The organism is Paenibacillus phyllosphaerae, from assembly GCF_014192105.1.
Classification (GTDB): Bacteria; Bacillota; Bacilli; order Paenibacillales; family Paenibacillaceae; genus Paenibacillus_Z; species Paenibacillus_Z phyllosphaerae.
In genome coordinates, this window is the sequence record NZ_JACHXK010000003.1 from 168,646 (window position 1) to 191,147 (window position 22,502).

Genomic DNA, 22,502 nt, shown 5'->3' on the forward strand with positions numbered 1-22,502 from the left:
TATGAAGTTATTACTGAAATTAACAAGGAGCATGAAGCAATCGATCGGGCAATGGATCGCGTTGGTATTGGTCGTTGCCGTAGGAGCATTCTTCTATGCAGGGCTGAGCACCTACAGCAATCAACTTCGCGATTATACGCACGCCTATTTTGAGAAACATCATCTAAGCGATCTTCATGTCTACTACAGTAAGATTACGAAAGACGAGGCCGCGTTGTTAAGCAAGATTGACGGCGTGCAGCGAATAGAAGGGCGATATACCTTTGAGACGACGCAATCCTTTGAAGAGGACCAAGCTGCCTTAACGATTCATTCCATTCCTGAACCCAATACGATCAATACGCCTTCATTAACGGAAGGGAGGATCCCGTCACATGCGGGAGAGCTCTTGTTAGATGCCCATTATGCGCAGGAACATGGTTATCACGTTGGCGATCCAATCCGGCTGACTATGAATAAACATGAGTCAACTTTCATCATCAGCGGCTTGGGCGAGAATGTGGAATACGCCAAGAAGAATGAAATACAGGACCATCGAACGGAAGGATTCGCTTATACGACCGAAGACACGGCAGCTGACATCGCAGGCGGCCCGTTCTATAACGAGTTATTGGTAGAAGCACGGGAGGGCTACGATATCGGCCGATTAGGTCAAGCGATCGAGCAGCAGTCTGCGCACCTTCCTTGTATGAACCAAGTCAGCAAAGAACGGACGTTCAGCTATTCGCAGCTTAGCCAGACGATTTACAATAATAAGCTGATGAGCAGCGTAATTCCGTTGCTTCTTTTTGCCATTGCAGCCATCATTCTTTATCTGGCGATGTCGAGACTCATCGATTCGGAGCGGCATCAAATCGGCGTGATGAAGGCGCTTGGCGTCAAGAATCGCAGCATTATGTTTCATTACATGGGATATCCGTTGCTGATTGGCATTGTCGGCTCTATTCTTGGTTGCGTGCTAGCCAATTGGATCTTTATTCCTTTCGTCACGACGTCGAATGCAAGGGCTTACGCCTTGCCAGGCATTACGTTCTCGATATCCTTGATCTCCTTCCTTCCTCCTATTCTGATCTCCAGCAGTTTCGGCATGCTGGCCTGTTATTTAAGCGGCAGAAGAATCGTGAGCGAACGCGCGGCACAAGCCATGCACCCCAAACCGCCCAAGAAGTCGAAGAAGCTGCTGATCGAGCGAGTACCTTGGATCTGGCAGCGCCTTCCCTACACGTATAAGCTCATTAGTCGCAATATGATGTTGAATAAGCCCAGAGCGCTGGCGAGTTCCATCGGTGTCATTGCAAGTACAGCGCTGCTGATCACCGCATTCGGCACGCAGAACGCGTTGCTTCAAGTAGCGAGACAAGCGGAAGAAGTCTACTCCTACGATCTGAAAGTCGATTACAAGCCAGGTGCGCCGACGCAATCGGTGGTCATCCCTCCCGGCGTACAGCACAGCTATTGGTTATCCAGCTACCCGGTTGCCTTCGTTCAAGGGGATGAACTGGAGAACGCCACCTTGACCGTTACTGAGCCAGGGAATCGACTCATCCATTTCTTTGACCGCGATGGCCAATTATTGAATTTAGACGATAGCGGAGTGCTGGTTCCTCAATCCTATGCGGACAAATATAACATCGAAGAAGGCGATACCATCCATCTTCAATTTGAAACAACGGAGATGAGGCATAAGACTGTCGCGATGAAGGTGATCCAGCTGACTTCGCAGTACTCAAGCCCGGCATTTTATTGCACGCCGGCTTATCTGGAAGGTTTGGGCATCGATTATCGCCCCGCCTCGCTTGTCGTTCAAGCAGAGCAAGGGGCAGACCTGAACACCATTCGTAATGTCTTCGAGCAAGACGAACGGGTCGCTGGGTTAGCAGATCGGCAGGATCTCAAGGAATCCGCACAATATATCGTTCAGCAAAATCAGTTTGTTTTTGTGCTATTTATCCTATGTGCAGCCATCCTCTCCTTCGGGGCCATGTATACGATTTCATCGATCAACATCTATGAAAGGAACCGTGAGCTTGCGACGCTTAAAGTATTGGGCTATCCCAAAAACAAAATATACCGGCTCATTTTCCTGGAAAATATCATATTGACCACCTTTGCCATTCTTGTGGCCCTCCCCGTCGGCAGCTATGCGTATACGTTCGTCATCCAGGCCCTGTCGAGTTCCCATCAGCAAATTCCGAATCAATTGAATGAATGGATGCTGCTGCTATCGGTTATTGTCGCCTACGCCCTTACCTTCCTATCTAACGTCTTGCTGCGAAGAAAAGTAACTGGCATCCATATGCTGGCGGCGTTAAAAGGATTCGAATAGGCAAAAAAGCTGTTGCCGGTACTCCGCCGACAACAGCTTTTTTGTTCATCCTATTAAGGATAGCTCGTACGTTACACGCCTTGCGCGATCATGGCATTGGCGACTTTGACGAATCCGGCAATATTGGCCCCGATAACCAGGTTGCCCGGGACGCCGTATTGTTCCGAAGCGCTCATACACTCGTTATAGATATTGCTCATGATTTGTTGCAGTTTGGCATCGACTTCTTCCATCGTCCAAGACAGCCGAGCGCTATTCTGCGCCATTTCGAGCGCCGAGACGGACACGCCGCCCGCGTTGGCCGCTTTGGCCGGAGCGAACAAGACGCGGTTCTCCAAGAAGACATCTATAGCCTCCAAGGTAGAAGGCATGTTGGCGCCTTCGCCGACGGCTTTGACGCCGTTCTTAACGAGCAATTCAGCCGCGGCTTTATCGATTTCGTTCTGCGTGGCGCATGGCAGCGCGATATCGCAAGGAATCGTCCAGATTCCGGAACAGCCCGCCACGTAGACGGCATCCGGATGTTCGAGCACATAATCATCGCATCTGCGGTTCTCGACTTCTTTGAGCCGTTTGATCGTATCGAGGTTAATGCCGGCCTCATGATAGATATAGCCGCTGGAATCGCTGCATGCCACGACCTTGGCGCCTAATTGCATCGCTTTTTCCATGGCGTAGATCGAGACGTTCCCTGATCCCGATACGACGACGCGGCTGCCGTCGAAGCAGGATTCCGCATTCCGAAGCATCTGTTCGACGAAGTATACCGCCCCGTAACCGGTAGCTTCTTTACGGCCCAGGCTTCCTCCGTAACCAATGCCTTTGCCGGTTAATACGCCTGCTTCGTACGCGCCGACAAGACGTTTGTAGTGGCCGAACATGTAGCCGATTTCTCTGGCTCCGACACCGATGTCGCCGGCTGGAACGTCCGTGTCCGGTCCGATATGTTTCGACAGTTCGGTCATGAAGCTTTGGCAGAAGCGCATGATTTCCAAGTCCGATTTGCCTTTCGGATCAAAATCGGAACCGCCTTTGCCGCCGCCGATCGCCTGACCGGTTAACGAATTTTTGAAAATTTGTTCAAAGCCCAAAAACTTGATGATGCTCGCGTTCACCGTAGGGTGGAAGCGCAAGCCGCCCTTGTACGGTCCGATCGCGTTGCTGAATTGAACGCGGTATCCGCGGTTCACCTGCACCGTTCCTTGGTCATCGGTCCACGGCACGCGGAAATAAATAAGCCGGTCCGGTTCTACCAGCCGGTCCAGGACGGCATGCTTCACGTATTGCGGATTGCGGGCAATGACGGGAATCAAGGAGATCAGCACTTCTTTGACCGCTTGATGGAACTCGGTTTCATTCGGATTTCGCTTCTGGACAATCTTGAATACGTCATTGACGTATTGCTGCGCCTGCTCAGCCTGCTGCGTGCGCACTTGTTCAATTTCTTCGACTAAACTCATGGGTACACTTCCTTCTTCGATGTGAGTTTCCGCTTGTCTATTCCTCTTTATCCGATCGTAGTTTAATATTAAATTCAAATAATTCATCGCAACAATATTCATATCAGATAAAGTTAATGCGTTTTGCGCATGAAGGAAGGGGGATCCTCTTGGAAATTAGACAAATGCGTTACTTCATCGAGGTCGCCAAACGAGAGCATGTGACCGACGCGGCTAACGCCCTCCACGTTGCGCAATCTTCCGTCAGCAGGCAGCTCGTTCAGCTGGAGAGCGAGCTGGGGGTAGATCTGTTTATCCGCAAAGGACGGCGAGTGAAGTTAACGCCGATCGGGAAGATTTTGCTGGCGCGCGTGGAACAGGTAATGAACATGATCGGAGAAGCCGAACGGGAAGTGAAGGAATATTTGGATCCGGAGAAGGGCGTCGTCCGCGTTGCGTTCCCGATCAGTCTGGCCGCGCATGTGCTGCCGACCGCGATTTATGCTTTTCGCAAACGATATCCGGAAGCGAAATTCCAGATGAAACAAGCCCTATACCGGGACTTGATTGACGGCGTCATCAATGGCGAGTTCAATCTGGCTTTGATTGCCCCCCTGCCCGAGGAAGATAAACAAATTCAATCCAAAGTGTTATTCACGGAACGGATTGTCGCACTCTTACCTCTCCAGCACCGGCTGGCTAACCGAACATCGATCCAACTGTCGGAGATGCAAGAAGAGGCTTTCGTCACGCTGCCTGAAGGGACGATTTTCCGGAAAATCGTGATGCACGCTTGCAGTGAGATCGGGTTCGTTCCCCATATTGCCTTCGAAGGGGATGATATCGATGCCTTGAAGGGACTGGTCTCGGCAGGACTCGGCGTTGCGCTCATGCCCGAGGTCACCTTGATCGACAACATCCCGCATTCCACGGTGAAGATTCCGCTCGTCGATCCCGAGGTCACCCGGACCGTAGGGGTCATTTGTCCGACACAGCGAAAATTGCTTCCGACGGAGCAATTATTCTATCGTTTTCTTTCGGAATTTTTTGCATCGGCCGATCGTTAAGCTGACATGCTCTTTATGCGCTGCAGGGGGAGAAGACGGCTTTCCGTTCACTCAAGCGCGGGGAAAAACGCCTTAACGATCCCGCAAATGGCTCCCGTGCGGAAAAAAGTGTACTTCCCGAAAAAATCCAATTGCGTATAACGGCAAGTGCATTTATTCTCATGGAAAATCGAGAGGAGGCACGAATCATGAATACCCCTGTATTGGCGAGGCCTACCCGCCAGCAGCTTGCCTGGCAGGACTTGGAGCTAGGCATGTTCTGCCATTTTGGACTGAACACCTACCATAACCGGGAATGGGGCGACGGGAGCGATTCACCGGCGGTTTTCAATCCGAGCATGCTCGATGCCGCGCAATGGGTGAAGACGGCCAAGCGGGCAGGCATGAACTACTTGATGCTGACCGCCAAGCACCATGACGGATTCTGCTTATGGCCGACGAAGACCACCGATTATTCGGTCAAGTCCAGCCCGTGGAAGAACGGGCGGGGCGATGTCGTGCGCGAATGCGCGGAGGCTTGCCGTGCAGAGGGAATGAAGTTCGGCATCTACCTCTCGCCATGGGATCGTCACGACCCCCGATATCCGGACCCGCAAGCCTACGACGACGTTTACTGTACGCAATTGACCGAGCTTCTTACCGGTTATGGTCCTTTGGTGGAAATTTGGTTCGACGGTGCTGGCTCGGAAGGTCGACAGTATGATTGGCCGCGAATTATGAGCCTTGTGAGGGAGCACCAACCGGACGCCATGGTGTTCAATATGGGGGCGCCGACGGTGCGCTGGGTCGGGAACGAAGAAGGCGTCGCGCCTTATCCATGCTGGAATACGTCCGAAGCCGCGCGCGTCAGCATGTTCACCAATGAGATGACGGCTTGGCTGCCGGAGACGCCGGCCTGGGTGCCCGCGGAATGTCCGGTCCCGATCCGGGGCAACCACTGGTTCTGGCACCCGAACGATCAAGTGCCGCTCCGCACGGTCGAAGAGCTGACGGATATGTACAGACGCAGTGTCGGTCATGGAGCCACCTTGCTGCTGAACCTGGCACCGGACGACCGTGGATTGCTGCCGGACGAGGAAATTGCCCGGGCAATTGAATTCGGCGATGAAGTCAGGCGGAGGTTCACAGGCCCGCCGATTGCCGAAACCAAAGGCACCGGCCATCAGCTTATCATCCAGCTGGCGGAGGAGACGCTAATCGACCAAATCATTCTGATGGAACAGCTCGAACACGGAGAGCGTGTGCACGAATACGTCCTTGAAGCGGAGATTGACGGCCAGTGGGCCACGATTGCCGCGGGCAGCGCGATCGGCCATAAGAAGATCGATACGTTCGATCCGATTGGCGCCAGGCAGATACGCTTGCGCATTACGAAAAGCGCGGACGTACCGCAGATTCGTTCGTTTGCCATACACTGCGTTAGCATCGATGCATTCAAGGGGGCGAACGAAAATTGAAGGTCAGCGTATTCGCGAAGCAATACAGTTTCGAGGATGAAAGGCCGTTCCCGAGCTGCCACGCTTCCACGCTCGTCGTCTTGCCGGGCGGGAAGGTGCTGGCTGCCTGGTTCGGCGGCGCTTACGAGAAGGCAAGCGATGTCGCGATCTGGATGTCGCACCGCCATGAAGGGAACTGGTCGAAGCCCTATAAGATAGCGGATGAGGAAGGCGTGGCACATTGGAATCCGGTACTCTACGCGGAAGGGGAGCGTGTTTGGCTGTTCTACAAGGTCGGCGTTGAGATTCCCGCCTGGCATACGCGGATCATGCAATCCGAAGACGGCGGGCGAACATGGACGGCGCCGCGCGAGCTCGTTCCTGGCGATATCGGCGGACGCGGACCCGTACGCAACAAGCCGATCCGGCTTCAAGATGGCACATGGATCGCGCCAGCTTCCGTGGAACGGCGCCTTGCAGATGAGCCGGGCAAAGAAATCTGGGAAGCGTTCGTCGACAGAAGCCCTGATGAAGGCCGGACGTGGATGCGCAGCGAAATGGTGCCGATGGACGATCGCTCGTTGGTCGGAACCGAACATGGACCTTCCAAGGGACTCATTCAGCCGACGCTATGGACGAGCGGCGGCTCGCGTGTCCATATGCTGCTGCGGAGCACCGAAGGTTTCATTTACCGCAGCGATTCGGAAGATTCAGGTCTTACGTGGGGGATGGCTTATAGGACGGTGCTGCCGAACAATAACAGCGGGATCGATGCCGTCTTGACGGACAGCGGCCTGCTCGCGCTCGTCTTTAACCCGATCAGCGGATATACGACCGATTCGCCGCGAACCCCGCTTGCCGTCTGCTTTTCATCCGATAACGGGATGACGTGGGGCGAGGAATTCGTGCTGGAAGATGAGCCGGGCGAATATTCCTATCCGGCTGTTATCGCTTGCGGCGATGAGCTGTTGATTACATACACTTGGCGACGGGAACGGATCGCTTTCTACCATCTGAAGCTTACGCGCTGAACAACGGGCATGCAGAGATAGGACTTGTTGCCCAAATAGTCGCTTCTTAAGCAGGAAATACGTAAAATCGTTGAATTTCCATCCCTTTACCGCTAACATGGAAGTATAGTGTAACAGAAGCTGACGCCTGTCGGCTTCTGTTTGGAACCTTATACGTACGAAGTTCATGGTATTCTGTAGCCTGGCATTCTTCGGAATGAAACTCGCATCGCCGCTTAAAGCACTGCGTTAACCGTTTCACCTAACAAACATGCGAACGGGAAAGGGAGGTGCCTATGAACAGAAAGTGGTTCCGCAAGCTTCTATTATCGTACCTCCCCGTATTTTTCGTCGTGACGACCATTCTTTTCGTCGTCTTTTTTCAAACCTTGAATGAGCAGAATCGCAAAGATGCAATCAAAGCGAACGAATTCCTGGCGCAGCAGGTCGTACACTTCACGGACAACTCGCTGAAGTCGATCAGTTACCGCGTCATTAACGAAATTCTCACCGAACCGGACGTCAGTGCCTTCTTCAATCATGACAAGATCGACGTCTATGGGAATATTAAAGCGATTCAAGTGATGGAAGATCTGAAATTCAGTTATCCGATCATCGATTCGATCTATTTTGTGCGGATGAAAGACGGTCTCGTGCTTGGGGACGGTTCCGCCGCGCTTAACGAATTCCCGGATAAGCCACTTATCGAACAATATGCACAGAAGAAAGCAGCGACCAAGTGGACGGGCAAACGCGCCTATAAGTCGTACCCGGACGTGGCCGGCGTCGAGGTCGTCACGTTCGTGCAGCCTGTGCCTTACTATACGGACAATACGAAGGGTTTCTTCGTCGTCAACGTCGGCTTGGAGAAGCTTACGCAATCGATCACCCAAATGTACAGCACCGATACGAGTTACGTCCGGCTGCTGGATGGCGCAGGCATGAATCTGCTCGGCGGGGAAGCGGACAGCGCGGAGACGAAGGAAGTGTTCTCGAACTACATCTCGCCATACACGGGCTGGCAAGTCGAGAGCGGGCCGATCGAGAAGGGATTCGTACGGTTGACGCTCGGGCTTTATAATGTGTGGATTATCTTGGCGATCGCTGCTGTGTTGTTCGGCGTTGTCTGGGTTATATACGTGACCAAGCGCAATTATAAACCGATCGGTCAGCTCGTCTCGCTCATTAAGACCAGTTCCCTGATCCAGGCGGATGCCGAGGATAAGGAAGACAAGAATGAACTCGGCTTCATTCACAGCGCGCTTGAGCATCTCATGGACGAGACGCGCAAGGTGAAGCAGCAGAATGCCGAGCATGCGATTCTGCAAAAGAAGCACCGCTTCCATGAAGCGCTGGATGGCAATGTTCCGGTGACGGAACAGAAGTGGAGATCCGACCTGCAGCAATACAAGCTGGATGTCGAAGGGATGCGCGCATTCGTGCAAGTGCTGGAGATCGACCGCTATCAGGCTTTCATCGCGTCCAATACGGGGCACGACCAGTCGATCTTCAAGTTTCTGCTCTCGAGCATCGTACAAGAAACCGTATCGCAGCACGAGGCATCGGTATGGGCGGAGTGGACGACCGACCGCCAATTGACGGCGATCGTCTGGGTGCCGGGCGGCGACAGGAACATGCGGGAGATCCGGGGGCTGATCGCCGGAACGATCGTCAATTGGGTGAACCATAACTTAAGCTTCACCGTGACGATCGGTCAGGAGGGCGGCGCCGACACGCTCGAGGAGATTCGGAACGTCTACGAGAAAGCCTGTAATCTGTTGCAGTACAAAGCCCTTCTCGGCACCGGCCGCTTGATTGCGCCGGAGGATGTCGTACGTCCTCTCGAGCGGAACCTGGAGTACTTCAATACGATCCACGCGTTCGCGCAGGCGCTGCGTTCGTCCGATCCGAACTGGAACAAGCATCTGGACGATCTATTCCGTCAAATTCGGGCATCAGTCTGTACGCGCAAGGAGATCGACAGTCTGCTCCAGTTCCTCTTCCAGCACGTGAACCGCTTGTTCCAAGAGTTGTCCAAGGAATACCGCAATCTATGGCGGGACATGGAGAACGGACTTAGCGAGCTCGAGAAACAGTGGGAAACGGTCGAGGAGCTGCAAGAGGGCTGCAGCCGAATTTATGAACAAGCCTCGGCGGCGATGCAGACGCTCCGGGAATGCAGCCGCAGCCGCAGCGTCGTCGTCGAGATCCGCAGCTTCATCGAGGAACACTACGCCAATCCGGACTTGTCGCTGGAATACCTAAGCGAAATATTCGACCTGAACGCCAAGAACATCAGCAAGCTGTTCAAGGACGAGTTTGGCGAGAACTTCGTCGACTTCCTGATCGGACTGCGCATGCATAACGCCAAGCGCAAGCTGCTCGAGACCGCAAGCTCGCTGCAGGAAATCAGCCTCGGCGTCGGCTATTATAATTACAACTCGTTCAACCGCGCGTTCAAAAACAACGTCGGCGTCTCGCCAAGCGATTTCCGCAGGCAGGCGGTGCAAGCAGCGCAGGCGCAAGCGCGCACTTCGTAATTCAATCCTTATGCCCCGGACGGGGCATAAGGATTTTTTGTTTTAAAACAAAAGCGGGTCCACGAAGTGGACGCAAGCGACGGATCGCTCACCGTACGCATCAAGCGCACAACATACAGGTCTCCTCCTAAGGCACAACGGAACGAACGAAGCGCGAACACAGAGCTTTGTCCAGATGGACAAAAGCGGGCCGCCAACGAAAGGACAGATCAACGACGGCCTCGTCCCGGACCACGCCGATTACGGGTATCCAAAGGGCTGTGGCCCTTGGTTCCCCTCGGCGGAGGGGGAAGGGGCGAGGGAAAAAGACTGGTCTAAAGGGCGCAGTCCTTCAAATGAACTGTTATAACACCATCCGCGGAGGGGGCATGGGGGAGGCGAAAAAAATGGGATTCCAAAGGGCGGCAGCCCTTGGGGTCCCCTCCTCTGGAGGGGAATTAGAGGAGGTAACAAGGAAAAAAGCACCCCGTAGAATTATGCATACCCGCGTCATATTTCACCTTCAAACCCGCGCCAAATCTGGGTTCCGCGAAAAATGCAACGTCTTGCGAATCTTACAAATTGAAGGAGAAAGCGGGAGCAGGCTACGATGGGTTTACGAAACCGACACAAGGTGAAACGGCTAATGCCTCTTTTCCTTGTATTTCAAGCCCCGCGGCGACCGAAGCAACAAGGCAGCTTGTAACGACAGGGCGTGGCGGCAGAAACTATATAAGGAGAACTGCCTATGAGCAAAGCATGGCTCAACATGAGACGGAGCTGGGAGTTATACTTGCTGGTGCTGCTCCCGGTGCTCTATCTGCTGATCTTCAAGTATATCCCGATGGTCGGCGTTCAGATCGCGTTCAAAGATTTCAACGTCATTAAAGGAATCTGGGGCAGCGAGTGGGTAGGCTTCAAACACTTCCAGACGTTCTTTGATTCCCCGAATTTCTGGCTGCTCATCAAGAACACGATCACCATCAGTTTCTACTCGCTGCTGGCCGGGTTCCCGGTTCCGATCTTGCTGGCGCTCGCGCTGAACGAAATTCGGACGGGCTTCTTCAAGAAGTCGGTGCAGATGGTGACGTACGCGCCGCATTTTATCTCCACGGTCGTCATGGTATCGATCATTATCCTGATGCTGACACCGCATGTCGGCGTGGTGGAACGCGTGATGACGTTCTTGGGGTTGCCGACGACGAACTTCATGGGCGTGCCGGAATATTTCAAATCGATCTACGTCTGGTCGGGCGTCTGGCAGGAGATGGGGTATGCGTCCATCATCTATATCGCGGCATTGGCGAGCGTCGATCCTTCCCTGTACGAAGCGGCCCGGATGGATGGCGCATCCCGCCTGCAGAAAATCATTCATATTGATCTGCCGGCCTTGATCCCGGTCACCGTCATCATGCTCATTCTTAGCCTGGGCAGCGTGATGGGCGTCGGGTTCGAGAAAATCTATCTCATGCAGAATCCGCTGAACGTCAGCTCTTCCGAAGTCATCTCGACGTATGTGTACAAGGTCGGCCTGCTCGGGGCGAACTTCAGCTTCTCATCGGCGGTCGGACTGTTCAATTCGGTCATTAACCTGATCCTGCTGCTATCGGTCAATTTCATCGCACGTCGGGTTTCGCAGACAAGCTTATGGTAGAGGAGGCGGTGGCCTATGTTTAGCAAAAATCGGATCAAAGAGCCGTTCGGCGACCGCGTGCTGCTCATCATCATCTATCTGCTGCTCACTGCGATCATGCTGACGGTGCTGTATCCGCTCGTGTACATCTTCAGTTCGTCGATGAGTTCCCCGAAGGCGGTGGTCTCCGGCCAGGTATGGCTGTTCCCGGTCGAGCTGTCATTTAAGGCGTACAAGTCGATCTTTAACAGCTCACAGCTGATGCTTGGCTTTTATAATAGTATTGTCTACACCGTAATCGGGACGCTCATCAATGTCCTCTTCACCGTGCTGCTAGCCTTCCCGTTATCGCAAAAAGGTTTCGGCGCACGCAAAATCATCATGATCCTGATGATGATCACGATGTTCTTCGACGGCGGGTTGATCCCGACGTATCTGCTCGTCAAAGAGCTGCACATGCTCGATACGAGGTGGGCGCTTTGGCTGCCCGGCGCATTCTCGATTTTCCAAGTGATTATCGCAAGAACGTTCTTCCAGAGTTCGATCCCGATCGAACTGCAAGAAGCGGCCAGCATCGACGGATGCAGAGATACACGCTATCTGATCAGCATCGTCCTGCCGCTGTCCAAGCCGATCCTCGCCGTCATGACGCTCATGTATGCGGTCGGACATTGGAACGCCTACTTCGATGCCTTGATTTACTTGAGATCGGAGCACCTGTTCCCGCTGCAATACGTCCTGCGGAATCTGCTCATTCTGAACTCGGCTGACCCGGAGATGCTGGCAGGCACGGCGGCAACGCTCCGCGACCAAGGGTTCGAACAAGTACTGAAGTATGCGCTCATCGTCGTCGCATGCGTACCGGTACTCATCATTTACCCGTTCGTGCAACGGCATTTCGTGAAAGGGGTCATGATCGGTTCGCTTAAAGGCTAACCAACGATCCTATTGCAAGAGGTTAACCGCTTGAGAGGGGGAATGCCCGAGCTTCATTAGGGAGGCATGACGATCGCTGAATGCTGCATTCTTGGTCTTTGGACCATGAACGCAGACCAATCAGCCAGAAGGCATAGGTTACGGATACGGCTGCACCATACGGATAACGAATCATTTGGGAGGGGTCCATTTGAAAAAATCATTGTGGGTTTCGCTGATGGTTGTATTGATAAGCAGCATCATGCTGTCTGCCTGTTCCGGCGGCGGCAACACCGAAGAGAACGGCGCTTCCGCTACGAACGGCGGCGAGGCATCGGAGAGTGCGGGACCGGTCGAAGTGACGTTCTTCGCGCCGCAAGGGAAGGCACCGCTCGAAGACAACGACTACACGAAGCTGGTCGAAGAAAAATTCAATGTGAAGATCAAGTGGGACTTGGCGCCGACCGATGCGCTGAATGACCGCAGACAGCTGCTGCTGGCAAGCGGCGACTATCCGGAAGTGTTCCTCGAGGGCAAGTTCTCGAACGCGGACCTGGTCACTTACGGCAAGCAAGGCGTCTTGCTGCCGCTGAACGATCTGATCGACCAGTATGCGCCGAACCTGAAGGCGATGATGGAGAAGAAGCCATACTTGAAGGAAGCGATGGTTTCGCCGGACGGCAATATTTACGGCATCCCGCGCCTGAACGAATGTTATCACTGTACACATGCCCAGAAGTTCTGGATCAACAAGGAATGGCTGGATAAAGTAGGCCTCGCCATCCCGACCACGACGGATGAGCTGTATACCGTCCTTAAGGCATTCAAGACGCAGGATCCGAACGGCAACGGCAAAGCCGACGAAATTCCGCTGACCGGCGCGCCGGACAAATCGGTCTGGAACGGCAACGTGGACGCTTTCCTGATGAACGCTTTTATCTATAACGATAACAGCAAATACCTCACGATGACGAATGGCAAGGTCGACTTCGCGGCGAATAAGCCGGAGTGGAAGGAAGGCCTGACGTACATGCATAAGCTGTACAGCGAAGGGTTGATCGATCCGGCTTCCTTCACGCAGAACGACCAAGCGGTCAGCCAATTGGGCAAACGCGAAGGCGAAGAGATCGTCGGCTCGATTACGACGGCGCTGCTCAGCTACCTGGTCGATACGTATGACGATAACAACGAGCGCCAGAAGCATTGGGTCATCGTACCGCCGCTCAAAGGACCGAATGGCGTCCAGCTTGCCGGCACATCGATGGGTCTGAGCGAATTCGCGTTCGCCATCACGAACAAAGCGAGCGAAGCGCAGCAGATCGCGGCGATGAAGATCGTCGACTACGCGTTCAGCGAAGAAGGCTCGCTCTACAGCGAATACGGCCCGACCGAAGGCATCGGTTGGAACATGGCAGGGGCGGACGAGAAGAACGTCAGCGGCGGCGCCGCGAAATACACGTTCGAGAACCTGAAGCCGCAAGACGAGAACGTCGTCCGAAACGACAGCTGGTCCTTGCTCGGACCGAAGGACCTGTCCAAGGAATTCCGCGATCTGTTCGCGACGGCGCAAGATCCGCTGAGCGGCAAAGGCTACGAGAAACGCCTGGCAGACGCGACTAGCGCGTACACGGCATACGCACCGAAAGAAGTATACCCATCGACGGCGTATATCCGCCCTGAAGATACGGATGCGGCCGCACAGCTGACGACGGCGATCAAAGACTATGTCATGTCCAACATGGCGCAATTCATCATCGGCAACAAAGATATCGAGAAGGATTGGGATGCTTACGTCAAAGGCTTCGACGGTCTCAATCTGGCCAAATACATCGAGATCTACCAAGCGGCGATCGCAAAACAATAAACCGTGCATGAACGGGAAGGAAGTATACCCTACAAGGTTTACTTCCTTCTGCTTTATATAGGGCATGGATAAGGAGCGAAAAGAATGAGCCATACCGATGTATTGCTGAATTCGGAGGAGCGGACGGCACAGCTGCTGTCCTTGATGACGATCGAGGAGAAAATCGGCCAGCTGATCCAGCCTTTCGGATGGAAGACGTACCATAAGCAGCCGGACGGGACGATTCTGCTGGATGAAGCGTTCCGGGCGCAAGTAGATGAGGGCGGCGTCGGTTCGCTCTACGGCGTGCTGCGCGCGGATCCGTGGACCGAAGTGACGTTGGAGAACGGCCTCACCCCTGAAGAGGGGGCCAGAGCCATAAACGAAATCCAGCGCTACGCGATCGAACACTCCCGCCTCGGGATCCCGATCCTGTTCGGCGAAGAGTGCTCGCACGGCCATATGGCGATCGGCTCGACGGTGTTCCCGGTACCGCTGCTGCTCGGGAGTACGTGGAACGTCGATCTGTATCGCCGAATGTGCGAAGCGGTAGCGGCCGAGACGCGGAGCCAAGGCGGAGCCGCAACCTATTCGCCGGTGCTGGACGTCGTCCGCGATCCCCGTTGGGGACGAACGGAGGAATGCTTCGGTGAAGATCCTTACCTGATCGCCGAGATGGCCGAAGCCTCCGTGCAAGGACTCCAGGGCGAAGGATTGGACCGGGACGATACGGTCATCGCGACGCTGAAGCATTTTGTCGCTTACGGCAGCACGGAAGGGGGACGCAATGCCGCACCGGCCCATATGGGGCTCCGGGAGCTGCATACGAACGATCTGCTTCCCTTCCGCAAGGCGGTCGAAGCGGGCGCCAAGTCCATCATGACGGCGTACAACGAAATCGACGGCGTGCCTTGCACGGCAAGCGACGAGTTGTTGAACGAGCTGCTGCGCGAGCAATGGGGCTTCGACGGATTCGTCATTACCGACTGCGGCGCGATCAATATGCTGGCTTGGGGCCACGATGTGGCCAAGGACGGCGAAGATGCGGCGGTCATGTCGCTGCAGGCGGGCGTCGATATGGAGATGTCCGGGGAGATGTTCGGCAAGCATCTACGGGCGGCCGTCGACAAAGGCTTGGTTACGGAAGCGAACCTTGACCTTGCGGCAGGACGCATTCTGAAGGCGAAGTTCGAGCTTGGATTATTCGAACGCCCTTACGTCGACCCGGAGCGGGCGAAGACGATCATTGGCTGCCCGGAACATAAGGAGCTGGCCAGAGAGCTTGCGCGCGAAGGCATCATTTTGCTCAAAAATGAATCCGATACGCTGCCGCTCGCTAAAAACACCGGTACAATCGCGGTCATCGGCCCGAACGCGAACAACGTCTACAATCAGCTGGGCGACTACACGTCTCCTCAGCCGCGCGAACAAGTGGCAACGCTGCTGGACGGCATCCGCGCCAAGCTTGGCGACGTTGCCGGGGCACGGGTTCTCTATGCGCCCGGGTGCCGGATCAAAGGCGATTCGCGGGAAGGCTTCGATACGGCGCTTGCCGCGGCCGAGCAGGCGGATGTGATCGTGCTCGCGCTCGGCGGATCGAGCGCCCGCGACTTCGGCGAAGGCACGATCGACCTGCGCACGGGCGCTTCGGTCGTAAGCGATCATGCCTGGAGCGATATGGAGTGCGGGGAAGGGATCGACCGCACCGGACTTCACCTGCTCGGCGTACAGCTTGAACTGGCGCAGCGACTGCATGCGTTGGGCAAACCGGTCATCGTCGTCTACATGAACGGCCGTCCCGTCGTGGAACCGTGGATCGACGAGCATGCGCATGCCATTCTGGAGGCTTGGTATCCCGGACAGGAGGGCGGCCATGCGCTCGCGGATATTCTGTTCGGCGACTGCAACCCTTCCGGCAGATTGACGGTGTCCGTACCGAAGGACGTCGGTCAGCTTCCTGTCTACTACAACGGCAAGCGCAGCAGGGGCAAGCGGTATCTGGAGATGGACGTTCAGCCGCGCTATCCGTTCGGTTACGGGCTTAGCTACACGACATTCGAGTACGACAACTTGCAGGTGTTTCGGCAGACGATCGCCCCTGATGGGACCGCGACCGTGCTGGTGGACGTGACCAATACCGGAACGGCGGCAGGCAGCGAGGTCGTGCAGCTCTACCTATCCGACAAAGTCAGCTCCGTCACGAGACCGGGCAAGGAACTCAAGGGTTTCCGCAAAATTCATCTTGAGCCTGGCGAGTCCCGTACCGTGACGTTCATGGTAGCGAAGGAGGAGCTGCAGCTGATCAACCGGCAGCTGGAAGCCGTCGTCGAGCCGGGCGAATTCGGCATCATGGTGGGCAGGAACGCGAGCGACGTGCTGAGCGTGCCGCTGTTCGTACAAGAGGAGGCATAAACGATGTACCGGATTTTACGTTTCGTAAAGCAATTAACGAGCCGGCAATGGCTGGCGTCCATACCTCTCGCAGATTGGGAGATGCGCAAATCCCGTTACATACGGCCGGGCGAGTACGAATTCGACCCGCGAACGTACACGCTCGATGAGTGCGGACAGCTCGATGCCAAACACGGCATTACCTATTTCCTGAAGAAACAGGTGGAGCTGCCCGCCGAATGGTCCGGACATCCGATCGGGCTGCTGGCCGAAGGCGGCGGCGAAGGATTGCTGCGGGTGAACGGCAGATCGTATCAAGGCCTGGACCGCAACCACCCGTTCGTGCCGCTTTACTTGGAAGGCGTCGGCAGCGAACCGCTGCTCGAGATCGAGCTATATGACCCGATTCCGGAACCGGTCGATCCGCTGAATGCGCAATCGACGATTAACCCTCCGGTAACCCATATCCGGCTGCGGCTCGTGCAGGTGAACGCGCCGCTGCAGAGCTTGCTGTACAGCGTGCAGGCCGCATACGAGTCGATGCTGCTGCTGCCAGAACAAGATATGAATCGGCTTAAGCTGACGGAGTATCTCTATGCGGCAATGGATGAGATGCAGCTATGGCCGGATGAACGATGGACGGACGAAGAATCCCTCCGGGCCGTTGAAGCGCGTCTTATCGAACAGGCAGCTGCGCTTACGCCGAATCAGCGGTCGAACGGGCTCATGCATATGGTCGGGCAATCGCATATCGATATCGCCTGGCTGTGGCCGGTACGCGAGACGGTCCGCAAGGTAAGCCGCACGTTCTCGACGATGACGTCGCTGATGGAGGAATATCCGGACTTCGTCTATTCCCAAAGCCAGCCGCTGCTCTATGAATTCGCCAAGCGGAACGATCCGGAGCTGTACGAGAAGATCAAGGCCCGGGTCGCCGAGGGACGCTGGGAGCTCGTCGGGGGAATGTGGGTCGAGCCGGATCTCAATATTCCGAGCGGCGAGTCTCTCGTCCGCCAGATGCTTTACGGCCAGCTGTTCTACGAGCAGGAGTTCGGCAAGCGGTCGCACATCGAATGGCTGCCCGATACGTTCGGGTACTGCGCGTCGCTCCCGCAGCTGCTGAAGCTGGCCGACGTGGACTACTTCATGACGACGAAGCTCAATTGGAACGACACGAACCGATTCCCGTACGAGCTGTTCCATTGGGTCGGCATCGACGGTACGTCCGTTGTCTCGTATTTGAACCATGGCCTGAACGAGCATACGAAGCCGAAGGATGTGCATGAGCATTGGCAGTCGTACCGGCACAAGGAACAGCTCGATGAGCTGATGCTGCTGTACGGACATGGCGACGGCGGAGGCGGGGTTACGCGCGAGATGGTGGAATTGGTGCAGCGGTCGAATCTGATGACGGGACTGCCGGAGAGCCGGTTCAGCACCGCTGCCGCGTTCTTCGAGCAAGTCGGCCGCAAGCAGGAAGAGCTACCGAAATGGCACGGCGACCTCTATCTGGAGCTTCACCGCGGGACCTATACGACGCATGCGCGCAACAAGCGGAACAACCGCAAAGCGGAGGTATTGTACCGCGAAGCGGAAATCTGGAGCAGTCTCGCCAAGCCATATATCGATGAATCGGCGGCGAAATCCGCGCTGCGGCAGGGCTGGGAGCTGATGCTGCTCAACCAGTTCCACGATATTATTCCGGGCACGGCCATTACCGAGACGTACGAGACGTCTCGCGAAGAATACGAGGAAGTATTCGCGATCGGCCGCGGAACGCTGGAGCATTCGATTCAAGCATTGGCTGCGCGGGTGCAAGCGGATGGCGACGGGATCCCGTATGTCGTCTTCAACGGTCTTGGCTGGGAGCGGACCGATACCGTTGCGATCGAAGGCGGAGCTGAGCTTGCGCGAATGGCAGCTTACGACTCGGAAGGAAAGAGGCTGCCGAGCGATGTGCGTCGCGGCGGAGGTCCTGACGCGGCAAGCCGTACGTTGTTGGTGACGGTTCCGGATCAGCCTGCTTTCGGCTACACGACGATTTGGCTTCGTCCGTCAGAGGAGCCAGCGGCGGATGTGCCGGCGAGTCTCGGCGACTCGTGGGAAACGATCCGTTACGTGCTCGCATTCAACGAGCGCGGCGAGATCGTGCGCTGGTTCGACAAAGCGGCGGAACGCGAGCTGCTGCCAGAAGGCGCGGCCGCGAACGAGCTGCAGCTGTTCCATGATCGGCCGCTCTCCTGGGATGCTTGGGACATCGATCCGCGCTTCGACGGGCAGCGCGCCGCATCGGTCGTGCTGGTGAACAAGGAAGTCGTCCTGCAGGGAGAGACGGCCGACATTCTGCGGTTCGAATGGCAACTGAGCGACTCTTCCATCCAGCAGGATATGGTGCTGCATCACCATACGGGCCGAGTCGATTTCAACACCAGCGTGCAGTGGCACGAGAAACATAAGCTGCTGAAGGTCGCCTTCCCGCTTGATCTGGCGGCGGCTAAAGCGACCTACGAGATTCCGTTCGGCGCCTTGGAGCGGCCGACGCATACGAATACGAGCTGGGAGCAGGCGCAGTACGAAGTGTGCGGCCACCGCTGGGCGGATCTGTCCGAAGGCGATTACGGGGTCAGCCTGTTGAACGACTGCAAGTACGGCTACGACATCAAGGGACAGACGATGCGCCTTTCGCTGCTGCGCGCGCCAAAGTGGCCGGATGCGACCGCAGACCAAGGAGAGCATGCTTTCACGTATTCCATCTTGCCGCATGAGCTGGATTGGCGCGGCGCGCAAGTGGTGCGCAGCGCGATCGAACTGAACCATCCCGCGACTGCGCTCCGCGTCCCAGAAGGGGCCAATGACGAGCGCAAACTCCCGGGCACGCAGTCGTTGATCGGACTACAGAGCCGATCGGTCGTGCTCGATACGGTGAAACCGGCGGAGAAGGGGACGGGCACGATCGTCCGCTTATACGAATCCTCGGGCAGCCGCGATCGCGTCACGCTGCGACTGCCAGGGCAGCCAAGCCGCTCATGGATCGTGAACCTGCTGGAAGACGAACTTAAGGAGCTGGATGTGAAGGACGGCGAGGTCCAGCTGGTGTTCAAGCCGTTCGAGGTGTTATCGATTCGTTGCGAGTAAACCGATCACAGAGGACGACCAGGGAGGTAATAGCATGAGCGAAAGCAAAATGATCGACGCTGAACATGAACCCATCGTGGAGCAAGGCGTCCATAATTACAGCAGCGAGGAGAAGTGGGTCAAGCCGGAGGACCCGCTCCTGCTCGAACGTCTCGAATGGTTCCAGGATCAGAAGCTGGGCCTCATGATGCACTGGGGCCCGTACTCCCAGCTTGGACTGGTGGAATCATGGGCGCTTAGCGACGTCGACGAGGAGTGGTCGCGCAACGAGATCGATTGGGACATCGATGCCGAGGAGCTGAAGCGGCAGTATTTTGCGCTGAACAAGACGTTCAATCCGCTCCGCTTCCAGCCGGAACTGTGGGCCGATCTAGCCGCGGAGAACGGGTTCCGCTATCTGAACTTCACGACCAAGCATCACGACGGGTTCTGCATGTGGGACACGCGCACGACGGACTATCGCGTTACGGGCTCGGATTGCCCGTTCCATACGCACAAATACGCGGACATTACGAAGCAGCTGTTCGAGGCTTTCCGGGCGAGGGGGCTAGGCATCTCGGCTTACTTCTCCAAGGCCGACTGGCATACGCCTTACTATTGGGCGCCGGGCATGCAGGCCGGCACGACGACCTCGCGCGGGCCGACTTATGATCCGAAGGCTTATCCGTGGCTGTGGGAGAAATTCGTCCAGTTCACGCACGAACAGATTATGGAGCTGATGACCAAATACGGGCGGATCGACGTGCTCTGGCTGGATGCCGGATGGGTCAACGATTACCGCGAGCAGAATGTCCGGATCGGAGAAGCGGTCGATAAAGCTCGTCAGGTTCAGCCTTGGCTGCTCGCGGCGGACCGGACGGTCGGCGGGCCTTACGAGAATCTGATCACGCCCGAGCAGACGCTGCCCGAGCGGGCGCTCCATGTCCCGTGGGAGAGCTGCATCACGATGGGATCGGCGTTCTCGTTCCGCTATGAGGACAACTACAAGACGGTGCGGCAGCTCATTCATCTGCTCGTCGAAATCGTGGCCAAAGGCGGCAATCTGGCGCTTAACGTCGCGCCGCAGCCGGACGGCCGGCTGTCCCGCACGGCCATCTCCCGCATGAAGGGGATGGGCGAGTGGCTGAAGATCCATGGCGAAGCGATCTATGGCACGCGAACCTGCGAGCCTTACTCCGCGGGGCGGTACCATTTTACGCGAAAAGAAGATACGGTCTATGCCTTCTACCTATACAAGGATGAGCAGGAGACGGTGCCGGAGGAGATCGAGCTTCCGATTGCGGGCGAATGCAGCCGGATCGATCTGGTCGGCGGACCTGCGGGACTTGAATTCCGTAAGACGGAACAAGGAATCGCGATTCGCCTGCCGGATTCGGAGCGTCAGCCGCATAAGCAGGCCCCGATCGCGCATGTGTTCCGACTGACCGCGACATCCAAGTAAAGGAGAGCAGCACGAATGGAATCGTTCAACTTACCGAAGATCAGCATCCCTCCCCTTCCGCTGCCGGAATCCGTTCAGCGCGTCCTGCAAGAGGCTAAGGAGAAACTGGCCCATCGACCGAAGCTTGCGCGGCTGTTCGCGAATTGCTTCCCGAACACGCTCGAGACGACCGCGAAGTTAATGGACGACGGCACGACGTTCATCATCACGGGGGATATTCCGGCCTCATGGCTGCGCGACTCCGTCGAGCAAGTGATGCACTATGTGCCGCTGGCAAAGGACGATCCGCAATTGCAGCGCATTCTCTCGGGACTTATTAAGCGGCAGATGCAGTATATTCGTATTGATCCGTATGCGAACGCTTTTAACGAATCGGAGAATGATTGGCATTGGAACGCGGCCGATGAGACGGACATGTCGGCATGGGTGTGGGAGCGCAAATTCGAGATCGACTCCCTCTGCTTCCCGGTGCGGCTGGCGTACGCGTATTGGCGAGAGACGGGACTTACCGACATCTTCGATGCCGGGTTCAAGCAGACGATGCGCCTGATCGTGGACGTATTCAAGACCGAGCAGCGGCACTTCGAATCGTCGCCGTACCGGTTCCAACGCGACAGCGGGATTCGCGAGGATACGCTCGGCAACAACGGCCTGGGCATGCCGGTCAACTACACCGGGATGGTCTGGTCCGGCTTCCGATCGAGCGACGATGCGTGCGATTTTCACTATAACATCCCGGGGAATATGTTTGCCGTTGTCGCGCTGCGCCATATGCAGGAGTTCGCCGAGTGGATATTCCGCGACCAGGCATTGGTAAAAGAGCTGAAGACGCTCGCGGCGGACATCGAGCATGGCATCAAGCTGTACGGCATCTATCGCCATCCCGAATTCGGCCCGATCTATGCGTACGAGACGGACGGCTACGGCAACCACTGCCTGATGGATGACGCGGGCACGCCGGGGCTGCTGTCCATCCCGTATCTCGGTTACGTAAGCGCGGAAGATCCGATCTATCAGAATACGAGACGGTTCGCGCTCTCGAAGGAGAATCCGTTCTACTACGAGGGGACTGCGGCCCGGGGGATCGGAAGTCCCCATACGCCGGAGAAGTATATTTGGCCGATGGCGCTGTCCATGCAAGGGTTGACGGCAACGACGAAGGAAGAGAAGTTAGCGATGATCGCGATGCTAGAAGCGTCCGACGCGGATACCGGCTATATGCACGAAGGTTTCCATGCCGACGACCCGTCGCGGTTCACGAGATCGTGGTTCGCCTGGTCGAACAGCCTGTTCGCGAGATTGGTCTATGAGGCCATGGAAGATGAGATTATATAGGCGGGAGGAAGC

The 22,502-nt window shown here is 56.0% G+C and carries 13 protein-coding genes; 12 read left to right on the forward strand and 1 reads right to left on the reverse strand.

Features of this window, described 5'->3' with window-relative positions; all coding sequences use genetic code 11:
• Position 1: 1 nt before the first annotated feature.
• The gene (locus tag FHS18_RS08455) at positions 2-2,326 is read left to right on the forward strand and encodes an ABC transporter permease (protein WP_183598990.1); all 2,325 of its coding nucleotides are present in this window, start codon (positions 2-4) and stop codon (positions 2,324-2,326) included.
• A gap of 71 nt (positions 2,327-2,397) precedes the next feature.
• On the opposite strand, the gene gdhA is transcribed toward FHS18_RS08455, so the two are convergent.
• Complete coding sequence (gdhA, locus tag FHS18_RS08460) at positions 2,398-3,786, reverse strand: NADP-specific glutamate dehydrogenase (protein WP_183598992.1); 1,389 nt, start codon at positions 3,784-3,786, stop codon at positions 2,398-2,400.
• A 149-nt stretch (positions 3,787-3,935) separates the two neighbouring features.
• Between gdhA and gltC the strand changes: the two genes are divergently transcribed.
• From gltC to FHS18_RS08515, 11 genes are all read left to right on the forward strand, one after another.
• Positions 3,936-4,832: a glutamate biosynthesis transcriptional regulator GltC gene (gene gltC, locus FHS18_RS08465; RefSeq protein ID WP_183598994.1), complete on the forward strand. Its 897-nt coding sequence runs from the start codon at positions 3,936-3,938 to the stop codon at positions 4,830-4,832.
• Between the two features lie 188 nt (positions 4,833-5,020).
• A complete protein-coding gene (locus FHS18_RS08470) occupies positions 5,021-6,289 on the forward strand; it encodes an alpha-L-fucosidase (protein WP_183598996.1) in 1,269 nt (422 codons plus the stop codon).
• On the forward strand, positions 6,286-7,299 hold the full coding sequence (locus FHS18_RS08475) for a sialidase family protein (RefSeq protein ID WP_183598998.1): 1,014 nt from the start codon (positions 6,286-6,288) through the stop codon (positions 7,297-7,299). The genes FHS18_RS08470 and FHS18_RS08475 overlap by 4 nt, the downstream gene beginning before the upstream one ends.
• 275 nt (positions 7,300-7,574) lie before the next feature.
• The gene (locus FHS18_RS08480; protein ID WP_183599000.1) at positions 7,575-9,818 is read left to right on the forward strand and encodes an AraC family transcriptional regulator; all 2,244 of its coding nucleotides are present in this window, start codon (positions 7,575-7,577) and stop codon (positions 9,816-9,818) included.
• Positions 9,819-10,545: 727 nt separating this feature from the next.
• Positions 10,546-11,451: an ABC transporter permease gene (locus FHS18_RS08485; RefSeq protein WP_183599002.1), complete on the forward strand. Its 906-nt coding sequence runs from the start codon at positions 10,546-10,548 to the stop codon at positions 11,449-11,451.
• A 15-nt stretch (positions 11,452-11,466) separates the two neighbouring features.
• Positions 11,467-12,366 (forward strand): carbohydrate ABC transporter permease, encoded by a 900-nt coding sequence (locus FHS18_RS08490; RefSeq protein ID WP_183599004.1) that lies wholly within the window; start codon positions 11,467-11,469, stop codon positions 12,364-12,366.
• Between the two features lie 190 nt (positions 12,367-12,556).
• Positions 12,557-14,209, forward strand: coding sequence for a type 2 periplasmic-binding domain-containing protein (locus FHS18_RS08495; RefSeq protein WP_183599006.1), 1,653 nt, complete (start codon positions 12,557-12,559; stop codon positions 14,207-14,209).
• Between the two features lie 84 nt (positions 14,210-14,293).
• Positions 14,294-16,600, forward strand: a complete 2,307-nt coding sequence (locus tag FHS18_RS08500; protein WP_183599008.1) for a glycoside hydrolase family 3 N-terminal domain-containing protein — start codon at positions 14,294-14,296, stop codon at positions 16,598-16,600.
• Positions 16,601-16,603: 3 nt separating this feature from the next.
• Positions 16,604-19,714, forward strand: a complete 3,111-nt coding sequence (locus tag FHS18_RS08505; protein WP_183599010.1) for an alpha-mannosidase — start codon at positions 16,604-16,606, stop codon at positions 19,712-19,714.
• 34 nt (positions 19,715-19,748) lie between these two features.
• Entirely contained in the window at positions 19,749-21,155 is a 1,407-nt protein-coding gene (locus tag FHS18_RS08510) for an alpha-L-fucosidase (RefSeq protein ID WP_183599012.1), read from the forward strand.
• Between the two features lie 15 nt (positions 21,156-21,170).
• A complete protein-coding gene (locus FHS18_RS08515) occupies positions 21,171-22,490 on the forward strand; it encodes a glycoside hydrolase family 125 protein (protein ID WP_183599014.1) in 1,320 nt (439 codons plus the stop codon).
• Positions 22,491-22,502 lie beyond the last annotated feature (12 nt).